Source organism: Exiguobacterium sp. CH10 (assembly GCF_018617635.1).
In the GTDB taxonomy this organism is placed as follows: Bacteria; Bacillota; Bacilli; order Exiguobacteriales; family Exiguobacteriaceae; genus Exiguobacterium; species Exiguobacterium aestuarii_A.
Window position 1 is genome coordinate 101,287 of the sequence record NZ_JACSKO010000004.1, and the last position, 15,407, is coordinate 116,693.

General features: G+C 44.4%; 17 protein-coding genes and 2 tRNA genes. 10 read left to right on the top strand and 9 right to left on the bottom strand.

Annotation, left to right across the window (positions count from 1 at the left end; translation table 11 throughout):
- The first annotated feature begins 71 nt into the window (after nucleotides 1–71).
- The 3 genes from KNP04_RS12730 to KNP04_RS12740 all read left to right on the top strand — a co-directional run bounded on the left by KNP04_RS12730 (nucleotide 72) and on the right by KNP04_RS12740 (nucleotide 5,642).
- On the top strand, nucleotides 72–1,757 hold the full coding sequence (locus tag KNP04_RS12730; RefSeq protein WP_251129954.1) for a formate--tetrahydrofolate ligase: 1,686 nt from the start codon (nucleotides 72–74) through the stop codon (nucleotides 1,755–1,757).
- Between the two features lie 14 nt (nucleotides 1,758–1,771).
- On the top strand, nucleotides 1,772–2,680 hold the full coding sequence (locus KNP04_RS12735; protein WP_214876527.1) for an alpha/beta fold hydrolase: 909 nt from the start codon (nucleotides 1,772–1,774) through the stop codon (nucleotides 2,678–2,680).
- A 190-nt stretch (nucleotides 2,681–2,870) separates the two neighbouring features.
- Nucleotides 2,871–5,642 carry an SH3 domain-containing protein gene (locus KNP04_RS12740; RefSeq protein WP_214876529.1) on the top strand — a complete coding sequence of 924 codons (2,772 nt, stop codon included), beginning with the start codon at nucleotides 2,871–2,873 and terminating at the stop codon, nucleotides 5,640–5,642.
- A 42-nt stretch (nucleotides 5,643–5,684) separates the two neighbouring features.
- On the opposite strand, the gene KNP04_RS12745 is transcribed toward KNP04_RS12740, so the two are convergent.
- Genes KNP04_RS12745 through KNP04_RS12755 form a run of 3 tightly spaced genes read right to left on the bottom strand, consistent with a single transcriptional unit; the run spans nucleotide 5,685 to nucleotide 7,011 of the window.
- The gene (locus KNP04_RS12745; RefSeq protein ID WP_074033032.1) at nucleotides 5,685–6,098 is read right to left on the bottom strand and encodes a DUF3805 domain-containing protein; all 414 of its coding nucleotides are present in this window, start codon (nucleotides 6,096–6,098) and stop codon (nucleotides 5,685–5,687) included.
- Nucleotides 6,095–6,649, bottom strand: coding sequence for a hypothetical protein (locus KNP04_RS12750; protein WP_224863319.1), 555 nt, complete (start codon nucleotides 6,647–6,649; stop codon nucleotides 6,095–6,097). The genes KNP04_RS12745 and KNP04_RS12750 overlap by 4 nt, the downstream gene beginning before the upstream one ends.
- Nucleotides 6,650–6,651: 2 nt before the next feature.
- Entirely contained in the window at nucleotides 6,652–7,011 is a 360-nt protein-coding gene (locus tag KNP04_RS12755; RefSeq protein WP_214696459.1) for a hypothetical protein, read from the bottom strand.
- Between the two features lie 130 nt (nucleotides 7,012–7,141).
- Here KNP04_RS12755 and KNP04_RS12760 point away from each other — a divergent pair.
- The 3 genes from KNP04_RS12760 (at nucleotide 7,142) to KNP04_RS12770 (ending at nucleotide 8,260) form a co-directional block, all read left to right on the top strand.
- Nucleotides 7,142–7,215 (top strand) — tRNA-Gly (locus tag KNP04_RS12760).
- A gap of 14 nt (nucleotides 7,216–7,229) precedes the next feature.
- Nucleotides 7,230–7,303: transfer RNA gene (locus KNP04_RS12765), tRNA-Gly, on the top strand.
- Nucleotides 7,304–7,459: 156 nt separating this feature from the next.
- Entirely contained in the window at nucleotides 7,460–8,260 is an 801-nt protein-coding gene (locus KNP04_RS12770) for an MBL fold metallo-hydrolase (RefSeq protein WP_214876531.1), read from the top strand.
- Between the two features lie 49 nt (nucleotides 8,261–8,309).
- On the opposite strand, the gene KNP04_RS12775 is transcribed toward KNP04_RS12770, so the two are convergent.
- A complete protein-coding gene (locus tag KNP04_RS12775; protein ID WP_214876533.1) occupies nucleotides 8,310–8,465 on the bottom strand; it encodes a hypothetical protein in 156 nt (51 codons plus the stop codon).
- 203 nt (nucleotides 8,466–8,668) lie between these two features.
- Here KNP04_RS12775 and KNP04_RS12780 point away from each other — a divergent pair, with 203 nt between their 5' ends.
- Nucleotides 8,669–8,875: a DUF3006 domain-containing protein gene (locus tag KNP04_RS12780; RefSeq protein WP_015880796.1), complete on the top strand. Its 207-nt coding sequence runs from the start codon at nucleotides 8,669–8,671 to the stop codon at nucleotides 8,873–8,875.
- 48 nt (nucleotides 8,876–8,923) lie between these two features.
- Here the strand turns inward: KNP04_RS12780 and KNP04_RS12785 are convergent, their stop codons facing one another.
- The gene (locus KNP04_RS12785) at nucleotides 8,924–9,490 is read right to left on the bottom strand and encodes a TlpA family protein disulfide reductase (RefSeq protein WP_251129955.1); all 567 of its coding nucleotides are present in this window, start codon (nucleotides 9,488–9,490) and stop codon (nucleotides 8,924–8,926) included.
- 74 nt (nucleotides 9,491–9,564) lie between these two features.
- On the opposite strand from KNP04_RS12785, the gene KNP04_RS12790 reads away from it, so the two are divergent.
- On the top strand, nucleotides 9,565–10,419 hold the full coding sequence (locus KNP04_RS12790; RefSeq protein WP_214876537.1) for an aldose 1-epimerase family protein: 855 nt from the start codon (nucleotides 9,565–9,567) through the stop codon (nucleotides 10,417–10,419).
- A 37-nt stretch (nucleotides 10,420–10,456) separates the two neighbouring features.
- Here the strand turns inward: KNP04_RS12790 and KNP04_RS12795 are convergent, their stop codons facing one another.
- The 3 genes from KNP04_RS12795 to KNP04_RS12805 all read right to left on the bottom strand — a co-directional run bounded on the left by KNP04_RS12795 (nucleotide 10,457) and on the right by KNP04_RS12805 (nucleotide 12,715).
- A complete protein-coding gene (locus KNP04_RS12795) occupies nucleotides 10,457–10,675 on the bottom strand; it encodes a PspC domain-containing protein (RefSeq protein ID WP_074033027.1) in 219 nt (72 codons plus the stop codon).
- Between the two features lie 20 nt (nucleotides 10,676–10,695).
- The gene (locus tag KNP04_RS12800; protein WP_214876539.1) at nucleotides 10,696–11,403 is read right to left on the bottom strand and encodes an SDR family oxidoreductase; all 708 of its coding nucleotides are present in this window, start codon (nucleotides 11,401–11,403) and stop codon (nucleotides 10,696–10,698) included.
- A gap of 79 nt (nucleotides 11,404–11,482) precedes the next feature.
- A complete protein-coding gene (locus KNP04_RS12805) occupies nucleotides 11,483–12,715 on the bottom strand; it encodes an LCP family protein (protein WP_214876541.1) in 1,233 nt (410 codons plus the stop codon).
- A 195-nt stretch (nucleotides 12,716–12,910) separates the two neighbouring features.
- Between KNP04_RS12805 and KNP04_RS12810 the strand changes: the two genes are divergently transcribed.
- Nucleotides 12,911–13,825: a hypothetical protein gene (locus KNP04_RS12810; RefSeq protein WP_214876543.1), complete on the top strand. Its 915-nt coding sequence runs from the start codon at nucleotides 12,911–12,913 to the stop codon at nucleotides 13,823–13,825.
- A gap of 186 nt (nucleotides 13,826–14,011) precedes the next feature.
- On the opposite strand, the gene KNP04_RS12815 is transcribed toward KNP04_RS12810, so the two are convergent.
- A complete protein-coding gene (locus KNP04_RS12815) occupies nucleotides 14,012–14,239 on the bottom strand; it encodes a hypothetical protein (RefSeq protein WP_214876545.1) in 228 nt (75 codons plus the stop codon).
- Nucleotides 14,240–14,636: 397 nt separating this feature from the next.
- Here KNP04_RS12815 and KNP04_RS12820 point away from each other — a divergent pair, with 397 nt between their 5' ends.
- Nucleotides 14,637–15,383, top strand: a complete 747-nt coding sequence (locus KNP04_RS12820) for a hypothetical protein (RefSeq protein WP_214876547.1) — start codon at nucleotides 14,637–14,639, stop codon at nucleotides 15,381–15,383.
- The last annotated feature ends 24 nt before the right edge of the window (nucleotides 15,384–15,407 follow it).

The following is a 15,407-nucleotide window of genomic DNA, read 5'->3' on the forward strand; positions in this document are numbered from 1 at the left end:
CTTAAAAACGTTAAACCCGAATATTATTTGATATATAAAAACACATCGTTCGAAAACGGAGGTATTTTCTCATGACAACAACAAAACCATTATCCGATCTAACCATCGCGCAACAAGCTAAAACATTGCCCATCAAAGAGATTGCAGCAAAAATTGGACTACAAGAAGACGATCTTGACCTTTACGGAAAATACAAAGCTAAACTTTCTTACGATGTCCTCGAGCGTGTGAAGACGAAAAAAGACGGAAAACTTGTACTCGTTACGGCAATCAATCCAACGCCAGCCGGAGAAGGAAAGTCAACGGTTACGGTCGGGCTCGGTCAGGCCTTGAACCAATTGAATAAACAGGCAATCGTCTGTCTCCGCGAACCTTCACTCGGACCGACGATGGGCTTAAAAGGCGGAGCTGCTGGCGGCGGCTTTAGTCAAGTCCTTCCGATGGAAGACATCAACCTCCATTTTACAGGGGACATGCATGCCATCACGTCAGCTCATAATACGATCAGCGCCATGATTGACAATCACCTTCACCAAGGAAACGACCTCGGCATCGATGTTCGTCAGATTGTTTGGAAACGCGTCCTTGATTTGAATGACCGCGCCCTTCGTCACGTCACTGTCGGACTCGGTGGTTCTGCTCATGGTGTACCACGTGAAGAAGGATTCGATATTACAGTTGCCTCTGAAATTATGGCCATTCTTTGTCTCGCTGATTCTTTAAAGGACCTCGAAGATCGGATTAAGCGAATCGTCGTTGCTTATGATCATCAACAAGAACCGATCACCGCTGAACAAATCGGGGCTGCTGGGGCTGCAACATTGCTGTTGAAAGAAGCGTTCAAACCAAACTTAGTTCAGACGATCGAACAAACCCCTGCCCTCGTCCATGGAGGACCGTTCGCAAATATCGCCCACGGCTGCAACTCGCTCATCGCGACAAAAACAGCATTAAAACTAGGAGAATATGTTGTGACAGAAGCAGGGTTTGGAGCCGACCTCGGAGCTGAAAAGTTCTGTCATATTAAGTCTCGCGTTGGGGAGTTAAATCCAGATGCAGTTGTACTCGTGGCGACCGTTCGTGCTTTGAAGATGCATGGCGGCGTGGCGAAAGACCAGCTCCATATCGAGAATGTCGGTGCAGTCGGTAAAGGAATGAAACTGCTTGCGAAACATATCGACACGATGAAAAAACTCGGTCTTCCGACCGTCGTTGCTTTAAATCGTTTCAATTCAGATACCGAAGAAGAGATTGCAGCGGTACTTGACTGGTGCACGGCACATGAGATTCGTGCTTCACTGAGCGAAGTATGGGCGAACGGCGGACTCGGTGGGCAACAACTCGCTGAAGCTGTTATTGATGCGGTTGAGTCAAACGAAAGCAAACTATCACCACTTTACGAATTGACCGATTCGATTGAACAAAAGATTAAAACGATTGCCCGAGAAGTATATGGTGCGGCCGATGTCACGTTCACTGCAAAAGCTAAAAAACAAATGCTTGAGATTGAACAGAAAGGTTGGGCAGACCTGCCGATTTGTATGGCGAAGACACCGTTCTCTCTATCGGACGACCCTTCTAAATTTGGTTATCAACAAGGATTCACCATTACGGTACGCGAATTAAAACCATCAGTAGGAGCAGGTTTCCTCGTTGCTCTCACAGGAAACGTTTTAACGATGCCGGGCTTACCGAAACATCCGGCTGCCCTCAATATGGGCATTGATGAATCTGGAAAAGCAATCGGACTTTTCTAATAGGAGGATGACACATGGTTCTTTCGGAGTTGACGTATCCAGATGGATATCAGACAGAAGTAATGGAAATTCGAGCAGAGCAGTCCATTGGAAAAATATTCATCTTTCACGGAATGCTTGAGCACCATGAAAGATATATTGAGTTCGCTCGTTTTCTAACAGAAAATGGATACGATGTGTTCATATGTGACTTACGAGGGGCCGGCTCAAGCGCTCACGAACAACAGACTTACGGACACCTCGCTCCTGGCGATGGCTTTCAGCAACTTGTCGAGGATGCTCAATATCTGATCAACCGTTACGAGGATGAGCGCCCTACTTATGTGTTAGGTCACAGTTTCGGTTCTCTGCTTGTTCGTCGACTCGGTCAAATCATGGGGCATGCCTTGGCTGGAGTGATTGTCGTTGCCCCGCCCCCACATCCTGGGGTCGCAGGTGAAGTCGGGCATCGTTTAATCGCTACCGTCATGAAACGTAAAGGTTCCACCCATCAATCACGTTTCTTTGAACGCCTTTTGTTCGGGCGCTATAACCTTAAGTTTTTACCTGCTCGAACGGATAGTGACTGGCTATCAAGCGTACCTGAGGAAGTCGACTCGTATTTAGATGACTCGAATTGTGGCGGTCTTCCTTCACTCGGTTTTTTACATGAAGTGACCCGTGCCTCACTTGATGTCACAACCGTCGCACGCATTCATGAACATCCAAAATCCCTCCCGATGTTGCTCGTTGCCGGGATGGACGACCCTGTGATCCATGACGGGGAAGGATTGAACGGGATCATCGAAAAATACCGCAATGCGGACGTCGAACTGTCTGTTGCGACATATGACGATGCCCGACATGAAATTTTGCGTGAAGCGGACCGAGAACAAGTATGGTCAGACATACTAATGTGGATGAAGCAAAACAAAATCCATTAAATGGTTTAAGCTCCTTTTTGAAGGAGCTTTTTATTTTTTCCAAATTTCATACAAATAACTTCAATGATTCACCTCTTTTTTAAAAGATAACCTTCTTATCAAAATTTAAGTGCGTTATACTTAGACCGCATAGTGAAAATCATCTACATCGATCGATGACCAATCGGTTGGTGAAAGGAGTAAATAGACTTTGAAATCAAATCTTACACGATTGAGTGCAGCCGTTCTTGTTTCGACCTCGTTATTTAGTGGATTGGCTCCCACTCCATCATACGCAGCAACATATGAAGGAACCGTCAACACAGAGATTTTAAATGTTCGTTCTGACTCGTCTACGACTTCATCGATTGTTGGGAAACTAACAGAAGGAACAACGGTAAACGTCTATTCATCAAATAACGATTGGGCACAAATCGAATTTGAGGGTCAAACACGTTATGTCGCTTCCGAATATTTAACCGTCAATACATCTATTTCTAAGTCTTCTACATCTACTACTTCTACCGCTTCTACTGCGCTATATATCGCTAAAGAAACGACAAATATGTACTCATCGATGACGACCTCATCTTCTGTCGTAAGCGCAATCCCGAAAGGTGCGACCATCACTTACATATCGACGCATGGGGCGACGGGTTCGTGGTACAAAGTTTCTTATAATGGAAAGACAGGTTATGTCGCGCAAAAATATTTCGCTGAGCAGTCATCTGCGAAGCAATATGTTGCGGAAATGAACGTCAATTTAAGAGCTGAAATGACGACTTCTTCTGCTGTATTGACGGTCATTCCTAAGGATGCGGTCGTGAACTATATTTCGACGCACGGCGCGACGGGATCGTGGTACAAAGTTTCTTATAACGGGAAAATTGGTTACGTCGCTCAAAAATACTTTTCTGCATACGAAGGTGGAAGTGTGACGCCTCAAGTGAATCCGACACATATGACAACTGATTCAACAAAAGTATATGCATCGATTACGACGACTTCTCGTGTATTGACAACTCTCCCGAAAGGCGCGAAAGTCAGTCTTCAATCTTTATATGGTGCGACAAATTCGTGGGGTAAGATTTCTTACAACGGAATTACTGGATATGTGGCCATGCGCGACCTCCAATCGCTGACAGCACCTAAACCGATGTACATTAGCAATCAAACGACGCTTTACAACTCTATGTCATCAACTAAAAAAGCTATCCGTACGTTAACGCCTGGCACGGCCGTATCTCAACTTTCGACTCATGGCGCAACAGGTTCATGGTCTAAAGTGACGTATCAATCTACGACAGGATACGTTCCGACGCGTGATCTTTCTGAGAAATTCACACAAGTGGTGACACCGTATTACGCTCAACAAGAAACGAAGTTATACTCTTCGATGTCTAGTTCTAAAACGGTGCTACAGACCATCCCAAAAGGGGCTAAAGTTGATCAATTCGCTAAATTTGGAGCGACTGGTTCATGGTATCAAGTGCGTTACAACAACACGACTGGCTATGTCGCAGCTCGTGACTTTGCGTTGACGCCACCGACAACGACACCGACTGAACAGTACGGTCCGGAAGCCGAATACCGAATTTATGTAGAAGGTGGAAGTACGTTAAACGTACGTTCTACTCCTGCACAACTTCCAGACAACCTTGCTGGAAAGTTAAACAACGGGACGATTGTCAGTGTGAAACCAATCATCGGTTCAGATTGGGGATTATTAACGAACGGTACGTATAGTGGAAACTATATTCATATGGATTACGCAATTCCTGTCACGACAACGCCCCCGGGAAGCGGTGTCATCAAGAACGTATTCTATACAAGTTATCCGATGACTGTTCGTGACATGGCAGAGCGACAATATAATCAAATCGCTCAAACTGATTTTCATCGCTACGAAAAAGCGTATTTACCAAGAGCTTGGGTCAGTGTCACTGATAACGTCGGCACAATCGTCAATCAGGATATGACCGTCATCTCAAACGTCGGTGCTGCGTTAAAATCGTCTGCCACATCAAGTTCTGTGACAGTGGCCACTATTCCGAAAGGAGCAACAGTTCAATATGTAGAACGCGCTTCCTCTTCTTGGTATAAAGTCAAATACGGTACGGCAACGGGTTATATCACATTGAGTTCCGTCATCGGTAAGGCCAATATTTTAAGCCAACCAAGCCTTACATCTCATCCATACGGTCAAATCAATCCGGGCGAAAAAGTAACCATCACTGGACAGACAGGCACATACTATACAGTTTCTTACAACCGTCCATCCGGTCACAACCTTCGTGTGTTTGATAACATGTGGCGTCGGGCATCGCTCAATGAAGTGTTGACATATGTTGACCCGACTGGCATCGACCCGAATTCACGCTCGTTCTACCAATTCTTAGATTTATCGAAGAGTGCTGGAACGACAGCGACAACGCTCAATAAATTACTGTTGTCGAAAGGGACGCTCAGCGGATTAGGTCAAGCGTTCGTAGATGCCGGCAGTCAGTATAATATCAACGAAGTCTATCTGCTTTCACATGCACTTCATGAAACGGGTAACGGTACCTCAAAACTAGCGTCTGGTGTACCCGTTGATAAAGACGGAAACGCCTTGATTAACTCAAACGGTGACCGCATTTATCCCGAGCGACCTGTAGCCGCTACCGTATACAATATGTATGGCATTCAGGCCTTCGACAGCAATCCACTTGGAAGCGGAGCCAAGTATGCATTTGAACAGAAATGGTTCACGCCTGAAGCAGCAGTAATCGGTGGAGCCTACTGGATTGGTTCTAGCTACATTAATCATCCGACTTATAAACAAAACACACTTTATAAGATGCGTTATAACCCTGATTCTCCAGGCACGCATCAATATGCAACGAATATTGCTTGGGCAGATATTCAAACGAGACAGATCTATAACGTCTATCAAATGCTTGATTCGTACACACTCAATTTCGATGTTCCAAAATATCAATAAAAAAATGAGACACGCGCCTCTAATTTGGCGTCGTGTCTCATTTTATGTCCATTCGACTGAGTCGATGATCGATTCAATCTCCATTTTTTCATTCGTCACTTGATCAGCAACGTATGTCATGAATAAAAGGCGTTTTCCGTCCGTCAAAGACCAGACATCTAAATGCATCCCATCTTCGATGCCACTTGCATAGGCCGTCGTCATGTCACCCGTCTCGTCCGTCACGCTTGGCGCAATTTTTACGTCGATTGGGAACTCTCCTAAAAAGGTATTTAACTCGCGTAAGACGGCTTCTCTTGGTTCTTGTGAATCCTCAGACTCATAGATGGAGATTTGAAGCGTTCCTTGCGCATCCTCTTCTGTTGAATAGAAGCTCACATAATCTTCTTCTTCACTGTATTCGTAATGTTCCGGATACGTCAGGCGGAACCACCCATCAATTTCATACTCTTTCATGCTGTTTTCTCCTTTACTTGCTTAAATGCCAGTCCTGTGACCATTTTTGCTTGTAGTGCATACTTTAGTCGTTCGGTCACATAAAGACGTTGGCTATTTACATCTTGGGCAATCATATGTCCAAATAAATTCATTCGAACCGTCTGATTGGATAGGAAATAGAATCGATCCGTACTTAACGGGCGAAATTCGTTCGAGTGTTCGAGGTATTCGATTTCAAAGCGTCGGAGCACATTAAGCGCGCAGTAGCGATCTGTCTTCCCTGTACTTGTATGAAGCTCGACACGGACGAGCTGAACGTCATATGGACAGACATTCATAAAGATCGGACTGACTCGCTCATGGATCAGCAGGATACCCATATCAGTTTCAATCAGATCAGGTAAGGACCCTTCATCTTGTGAAATGCTCAATACGACATACGGCCGGTTCGATGGTGCGAGCAATTCGCCTTTGTAAAATCGAAATCGCTGAATCCCTGTCAGAACCCGGGCCCGCCAAGCACTCCCTCGTGCTTCCGCTTCCATTCGATACAACCTCTCTTCACTCACGCTTACTCCCCCTTCACTTGTTTGAGCGCATCGACGAATGTTTCCCATTCTAGGTTGTCACAAACAACCTTATTTTCCAATCCCCATTCTTCATCGATTGTCAAACGTACTTCGTTCGATTCAGGGTGACGTATGATTCGAAGATTCCCAATTTGAATCGAATCAAGAGCAATATCAAATGTATGACTCGGCAATCCGACCCACTTGACCCGATTCGAACGTAACACGACATACCATTCGTTGTCATGATGAATCGAGAACGTCCAGCTTCGAAGAGACACTGTTTGATCCGTTTGTTTGGACTGCTTCAACATCCGAAATCCTTCGCCCATCAGTTGTAAATATGATTTTCGTTCACTCATATTTGATTTCTCCCCTTTTTTCTATTATCTTCGTTGTGGATAGGATTCTGCAACCTAAAAAGTTTTTTAAAAAAGGGTTTGCAAATAGAATTTGATATGCTATTATATCAAAGTAACGTTAAGACGTAACGCGGGTGTAGTTTAATGGTAAAACCTCAGCCTTCCAAGCTGATGACGAGGGTTCGATTCCCTTCACCCGCTCCATATTTTTTCTTCATGCGGGTGTAGTTTAATGGTAAAACCTCAGCCTTCCAAGCTGATGACGAGAGTTCGATTCTCTTCACCCGCTCCAATATCGACATATACGCGAGAGCCTCTCGCACACATACAATGCACGGTTGAGACCTTGCAAAAGCAGAAAGTCATCTGACTTTCTGCTTTTTTGTTGTTCCATCGATTGTTTTGGGGAAAAGAGTGAATGACTCTAATCAGATGAGGAGGAACTCTTTTGATTCAAGCGAAACTTCAATCATTCACGATTTACGAAAGTGCGTTGATGCGAACGACATCGACCTTAATCGATACACCAGACGCCATTCTTTTGATTGACCCCACATGGCTTCCAGAAGAAATCGCCACGATTCGTCGGGATATCGAGCTAAGACGAGAAGATCGCCCACTTTACGTCATTTTCACCCATCATCATTTCGACCATATTATCGGGGCTTATGGTTTTAAGGATGCGACAACGATTGCCTCACAGGCGTTCGTAGATGCCGACTCGTCAGATCAGCTCGATGAGATTCGCGAGTTCTATGAACAGCATTACATCGATCGCCCGATTCAAAAACCTGAAATCGATATCGTGATCCAACCGAATCAGACACTTCTACTTGGATCCATACCCGTTACGTTCATCCCGACACCCGGCCATGATGCAACACACCTATCTGTTCTAATCGAGCCGATGCACCTACTCGTATGCGGAGATTACGGGTCGAATATCGAGCCACCCTTTATCGAGCATGATCCGACCGCCTATCTCGAAACATTACAAACGTTGCAAACCCTTATTTATGAACATGAGGTTCAATGGTTTGTGCCTGGACACGGTGACCTATGCGACAATCGTAGTCAAATGATTGAACGTTTGAGTGCGGCAGAAGAATACATCTTAGCACTTCCCGAAGACCGTCATTGGTCCCCTCTGTGGCCAGAGCATTCTTTTTTCGATCGTGTCCATGAACGTAATCGAAAAATGGTGGAACAAAAAGAGACCGATCGCCGGTCTCGTCAACAAGACTATTAAAAAAATCGCAACGTCTCCCCAAGACGTTGCGATTTCCCCCTATGTAGACCTATTTCTTTGTGACGCGTTCTGAGCGGACCGTGAACATACGGTCAACCCCATAGATCGTTACTCCCGTCAGAGCGAGTAACCCAATCATTGCAGAAGAAAACATGACCATCCCCCCATTGTTCACAGTTTCGTCATAATCACCCCGTGCTTTCATTATAGAAGACCATTTTAAAAAAAGAAAGCGTTTTCTTCAAACTTCCTTCACATTTATCAAATTTATCCTCATGCGTTTCTTGGAATAACTTCCCTTGTCCGATTGGACAGACACTCGTAAAAATGTGTAGCTTTTGTGGAATGTGGGAATAGATGATGTAAGGATAAAAAGAGACAGAAGCTGCTCGTCGAGGAGGAAGAGGCATGATTAAGTACGGTACATTGGTGCGAATCGAGGGAAAATATGCCGTATTGAGATGGAATAACGGCTCTAGTTTCATTCCTAGACGATTCCTACCTTCCGAGGCACGTGTTGGTGATACAATCATTCGAGACAATCATCATTATTATCTTGAAGAAGATATGACCCCAAATTTTGATGCATTGATCAAGCAACACTATAAAAGCTGAACGATTTGCCCTCCCATAAAGGGCAGATCGTTCAGCTTTTTTGAAATATCACATTGACGTCTTTTCGATTTGTTGCTGAATCCACGCTTCATCGACGGGACCCGTCTGCTTCGCCACAATGACTCCTTGTTCATCCAACACGTACGTTGTCGGTAGCGCGACGACCCGATACTGTTGCTCTACGATCGCTTCTTCATCTAACAAAATCGGAAAATCAACCGGGTACTCCTGTAAAAAAGCCTCGACGTCCGCTTTTCCTCGTCGTTCGTTTTTGGTGACATTCACGCCGAGAACCGGGATGCCTGTCGCTTCTTCAAACGATACCAGCTCAGGAAACTCATCTCGACAAGGCGGGCACCAAGAAGCCCAAAAATTAATGACTACCGGCTGTCCTTGGAACTGGGAAAGGGTCAGACTCTCCCCCTCTAGCGTATTCAAAGTGAAGTCCGGAGCTTGTTGTCCCACTTCAAGCCCTCCTAGTACCGATTCATTTTGGGCGATTGGAACCGCTTCTTCTTTCTTTTGTGTCATCATATATTCTTCGTAGCCTTTATAGGCGAGCCCAGCAATCAATAGAAGGATGAGCGTTCCGATTACGATTCTTTGTAAGCGCATCATTTACCCCTTGTTTGTTTTACTTAAGATTTCTACACTTAACTTATCACAAACCGTAAAGGAGCGTATGTATTGTGCAACTTCAAAACAAAAATGTTCAGATTACGTTAAAAGCACAGGGTGCTGAGATGACTAGTTGGAAAATAGCCGAAACGGAATACTTATGGCAAGGTGATCCTACGTATTGGGGACGACAAGCCCCTATTCTTTTCCCGATTGTCGGGCGATTATTGGATGATCAATATGTATATGAGGGCAATACGTATACGATGAGCCAACACGGCTTTGCTCGTGACGCGATTTTCGACATCGAATCATCGACTGAAACTTCCGTTCGTTTCACCTTGAGAGATACGCCTGAATCACGTCAACATTACCCTTTCCCGTTTACTCTGAACGTATCGTATCAACTTGCAGGAGAAGAAGTCATTGTCACCTATCGTGTCCATAACCCGGGTGAAACCATGTTACCGTTCAGCATCGGTGGTCATCCCGCATTCAACATCCCTTTCAAGGATGGTGCGTTCGAGGACTATACGATTGACTTCGGAGAAGTACGTACACTTGACCGCTATCTATTAGAGGGACCGTATTTGACAGGGGCCTATCAACCACTAGGTGATCGGCAATACATTCCGCTTACCCGTTCCCTATTTGACGACGATGCATTGATTTTCGAAAATGTGGAGTACGCTGCACTACGTCATCAGCCGTCAGGCACGGCAATTGTGATGGAAAGCCCTTCATTTACTCACTTTGGCATTTGGTCACCACCCCATAAGGATGCTCCATTCGTTTGTCTTGAACCGTGGTTCGGTCACGCAGATTACAAAGGACACCGAAAAGATTTTCTACACAAAGAAGGAGTTCAACTCCTTGCCCCAGACGAGACGTTCGAAGCAAGCTATACCTTATACATCGAAAAATAAAAGCAATCCGACATGACTGTCGGATTGCTTGTTTTCGTTAAAAACGATCTTCTTGTTCCGCCTCATATTCTGATGGCGGCTTTTTCATGATAATGGCCAGAACGATATAAATCAGAAGCCCTGGACCACCTAAGAGTGCCATTGCCACAAACAGAACACGCATGATTGTGACGTCCACTCCTAAATAGTTCCCGAGCCCTGAACAGACCCCGGCAATCATTTTATTATTCTGATCTTTATACAACTTTCGTTCCATGTCATCTTCTCCTCAACTCGTTATGATCGTTGTGGTCGGCGTAACGTCGTTCTACCTCCGTTTGCCACTTCTCCACGGCCTTCAAAATCAAGCGCTTCATTAATCGGCGTACTACCCGACTTGATTTCGATTCGGCGACCGTATAGTCCACGGTTGTCAAGAGATGAAGAGATGACAGTCGCGACATCCGTCTCGGAAATCGTTGCACCGTCCGCATCGTTCAAGTCTTCAGATGCTTCGATGGAACCTTTACTCGGTTCATCGACAATGGTCACTGGGCAAATGATCGTATAATTCAAACCGCTATGTTCAATGTATTCGTCGGCGGCATTGTTGGCTGACAGAAAGTTAAAGAGTTCCTTTGGTGCGGCATTCGGTTGGTCCGCGCCATATGCACTGAGCAAGACGACGTGACGTACTCGTTCTTTTTTAGCAGCATCAATCGCGTTCATCGCGACGTTTCGGTCGAGCAGTTCAATTTCGGTACTCGATCCGTCTGCGCCGGCGGTCGCCGCAATGATGACTGCATCTTGTCCACTTGTCGCCTCATGAACTTTTTTCTCAAGCTCTTTCTCGACATCAACCGTCAATACGCGCGCACCCATTTTCTCGTACTCTGCTTGTAGTTCAGGATAACGAATTAAAGCGGTCACTTGATGGGTCTTCGCTAGACTTTTCAATACACGTTTCCCGATCTTTCCTGTTGCTCCAATGACTAATACTTTCATTCAAATTTCCCTCCTCAAAAGAGTAGTTCATTTGTTTAAAATTCCTCTTTCAAGTCAGAATCAAACCCTTTTCTTAAAATTATCTGACCGTGCCCCACATCGACAAATCGAGAGCATCTCGAATGGATTGCACACTCTCTTCTAACGGTTCGTAGTAATAGACATTGTTGATATAGGCATCTTGTCCTTCAACTTGCATCTTATTCACGTCCGGGTTCGAAATCATCGTGAGCCCGACAGACGTCATTTGTAAGACATTCATCTCAAGACCCATTTCCTCTTTCATGAAACGATACGTTGCCGGAATCTTCGTCCAACCCGAAGGACTAGCCAATTTTTCTGCGACGGCTGTCATGACTTCGGTTTGACGATTCGAACGGGCACCGTCCGTATCCGACTTACGGTGTCTCGCATAGGCAAGTGCCATGTCCCCATCCATCGCGTAAGAAACACCTTCCGTATATTCATACGTCTGGTTAAACCCCTTCTCACTAAATGAGTGCGTTGCTGTCACATTGACACCACCAATCAAATCGATCAATTCCATGAACGACTCAAATGTGATCACGACTTGTCCATCAACCGACGCATCGGTCAGTCCTTCAACAGCACCTACCGTACACGTTGCACCACCATAAGCGAAAGCATGGGTGATTTTATCGCCATCCCGGTCTGGCTCACATGGAATGGCCGTATACGTATCGCGTGGAATCGACACGTTTTGAACAGTACGTGAACGAGGGACAAATTCCATCAATTGTAGAGAATCTGTGCGGGACCCCGAGAGGGATTCTCCAACCCGTGCGTCACTTCCCATAATGAGGAACGTGAACGGAGAAGTCGCCACATACCCTCCGACAAGCAACAGGAGAATGAGAAGAAGGGCCACTTTCCCTTTCCATTTACGCTTTCGTTTATTTGATGGTTTGGACGAATGATCGACTTCTTGTTTCGGAGATTTTGCCGGTTTCGGTTGTTGCGTCGCATGATTCGACTTTGATTGAGAAGTCTTTCGTTTCGATTTTGAGAATGACGGAATCCGCGGCATACGCTTCTTCCGCTTTTTTGATGTTCCGTAGTTCGGCTTCGACGAATCCGTTGATTTCTCGTTCAAGAACGGGTGCTCCGATTGAACAGGAGCCCCTTCCCCTTGTCGATTCTGTCGCCATGCTTCATTTATATTCGATGGCTCTTCTATATTCGACGGCTCATCTGAAGATCGTTCATCATACAAACGAGACGCTTCACGTTCTTGTTGTTCGAGTTCGCGCTTTCTACGTTCTACACGCGATAAACGTTGATCATCTTTCATATTTTCAGTCCTCAACTTTATCAATTTTCTCTATTATCCCGAACCGACATTGATCTGACAACGATTCTAGTGAAAATCCGTCTTAAGCATGAGACCGTATGATTGTTTCAGATGAAATCCGGGAAAGGAATATTAATTGGTGTCTGCCCAAATCAGAGATGCATGCAACAAGTTTTAATGAAAGGAGGAGAGCTGATGCGCATCGGAAAATTACGCATGTTGTTGGAGCAATATGGCGAGGCGACGTTACGTGATTTATTGGTCGAAATGTATCGTCATACTCCTAAAGATGTGATTGATGATCAAGACTTTGATTTTATGATCAGCCAATTTACACGCTATAAAGAAAAAAAACATTCGGAAGAGCGTCATTCGCTCTCACAAACGATTACGTTAGCTGAACGTTTTGTCGATTCAGCATATGAACATTTATATATTCGTCCCAATCAAGTCATGTCCGATCGTGATCAGAAAAATTGGTATATCCACGCCAAAAAAATCATTCGTGATTTAGCCCACTATGCTGAAGAATACCCAGAAGCACGTACGATGTATGAAGAGATGTTTTATCTTCTGTCAACGTCAGCCGGAGAAGAACCTCTCTTTTCAACGAGCGACCCGTTTCGACTATTGAAAATCTCACAAGTCACTATGCTTCAAAAACTCATCCACTACTACCAACTAGACGCACCCATTGATACCGTCTGGATTGACCGCGCTTTATATACTGCCCTCCACGTGCCAAAAGACGTGGACTCCACACGAGTCGACTTACTATCTACCTTGCCGATTGAACACAGCCAAGCCAACACGAGAAAAATCCTTCACGCACGCATTCTCAAACTGTGTGAGCGGATGTTGGAAAAATCCCAGACAGAAGATACCGCACTTGAAAACTATCAAGCTCTTAAAATGTTAGAGCTCCGCCTCCTCGTCGCCGAAGGTAACTTACAAGAAGCCGAACAGAAGCTGTTTTCAGAGTATATCCCTTTCTTTTCACATCGTTCCGAACCGTTCCGTGTCTACGTCGATTTCTTAGAGAGCCATGGCCATACGGATGAAACAAAACGATTAAAACGATTAGCAAAAGAAAAACGTATTCGATTTTAAATAGACAAAAAAAGGGAGTCAATCGATGACATCGGTTGACTCCAATACATGATATGAACGAGGGGTGTTCATTTGAAAAGGAGGACAGAAAGTTGGTGCAGAACTTCCTTCCTACACATATAAGTATATAGTAACGATTGTAACCGTTACCAAACGACTTATTGCATTTTTGTGAACGTTTTCACGTTATTCAATCGTATTCATAATTCCTAAACCAACGACAGATAATAACACGATTAATACGAAGACATACACCATCTCATTGGGTGATTGAAATCCTTCGTGAATCTCTACATCTTCTTCGACAATGATGTTCTCATGAATCACTACTGGTTCTGTTTCAGCCATAACTGTAGTGGGCGCAGTGATCATGAACAACATAGCGACGAGAATCAGTTGATAAATATATTTCATCATTAACTCCTAATTGATTGGTTTCATTGTGATTAAGTATATCATGTCTTCGCCACACGTCACGTCTGACATTTGACGAAACTCACAGACCAACATGTATAATCAATTATTTATTCAAAATCATATGCGAACAATCTATTTTATTTCATTTTTTTATGAAGGATGTTGATTATTTTCATCCATCAGGTGTCATGAGAATGCCATACAACTTTAATTAAGATAGCGCTTACAATTTAATTGTACTTATTAACTCATTCAGAAAGAAGGATTCTCCTTGAAACGAGCGCTACGCTTTGTAGAATGTAGGCAATTAGCTATGCAGGAACGCATCTCCATTCAGTCGTTATACCCCTTATCAAAGACACCCCCGCTCCTTTCCTTACCTCCTCATCAGCACGTGTACATCGCTTTAAACAAAAATAATCCATTAGCTGCTTTTGTTGCGAATGACGAGCATTTAGAAGCGTTTCAAATCATTCAACTCTCAAAGGTCTCATATATTGATCGTCATGTGTTTCGCGGGTTGCTTGACCGAATCATGTATGAACGAAGTCGAGAAACCACACACCCGATTACGTACTATCTTCAGGAAGAGGACTATCATAATCAAGATAAGCTTCGAATATATGAGGCAACTGGGTTTCAAGTATTCCATCAAACGAATACATATCACTTGCCATTCATTCCTTGTGAGAAAGCATCGCATACATACTGGACCCTCGAATTGATGGATTATTCACGAAGAGCAGATTGGCTCACCTTTCGAAATGCGCATTGTCATGTCCTACCTGGCGCCATTCCGATGACGGATGAACAATTCGCACACGAAACTCGGCAACAAACATTGTTTTACACATTACATTGGTGTCACCAACCAATCGGAATCATGAAAGTACGATTACATATGTATCACGTGTGCGTCCAAGAAATTCAGTTAGATTGTGACGAGTCTATGTTGCGCGATGCCCTTTCCTTTCTTCAACAAAAGTTTTATGATGCGTTCAGATATATCGACGAGGCTCATATTTCTACGACCAACTTGCAATCTGACTTGAATTTTGCACTTCGAAAGCAAGGTGCTCAAGTGTCGTCCGGTGGAATGTGTACGCTTATACAACAAGTACTACCGACTCCACTCTATTGATCAACAAAAAAGACGTCGATTGTA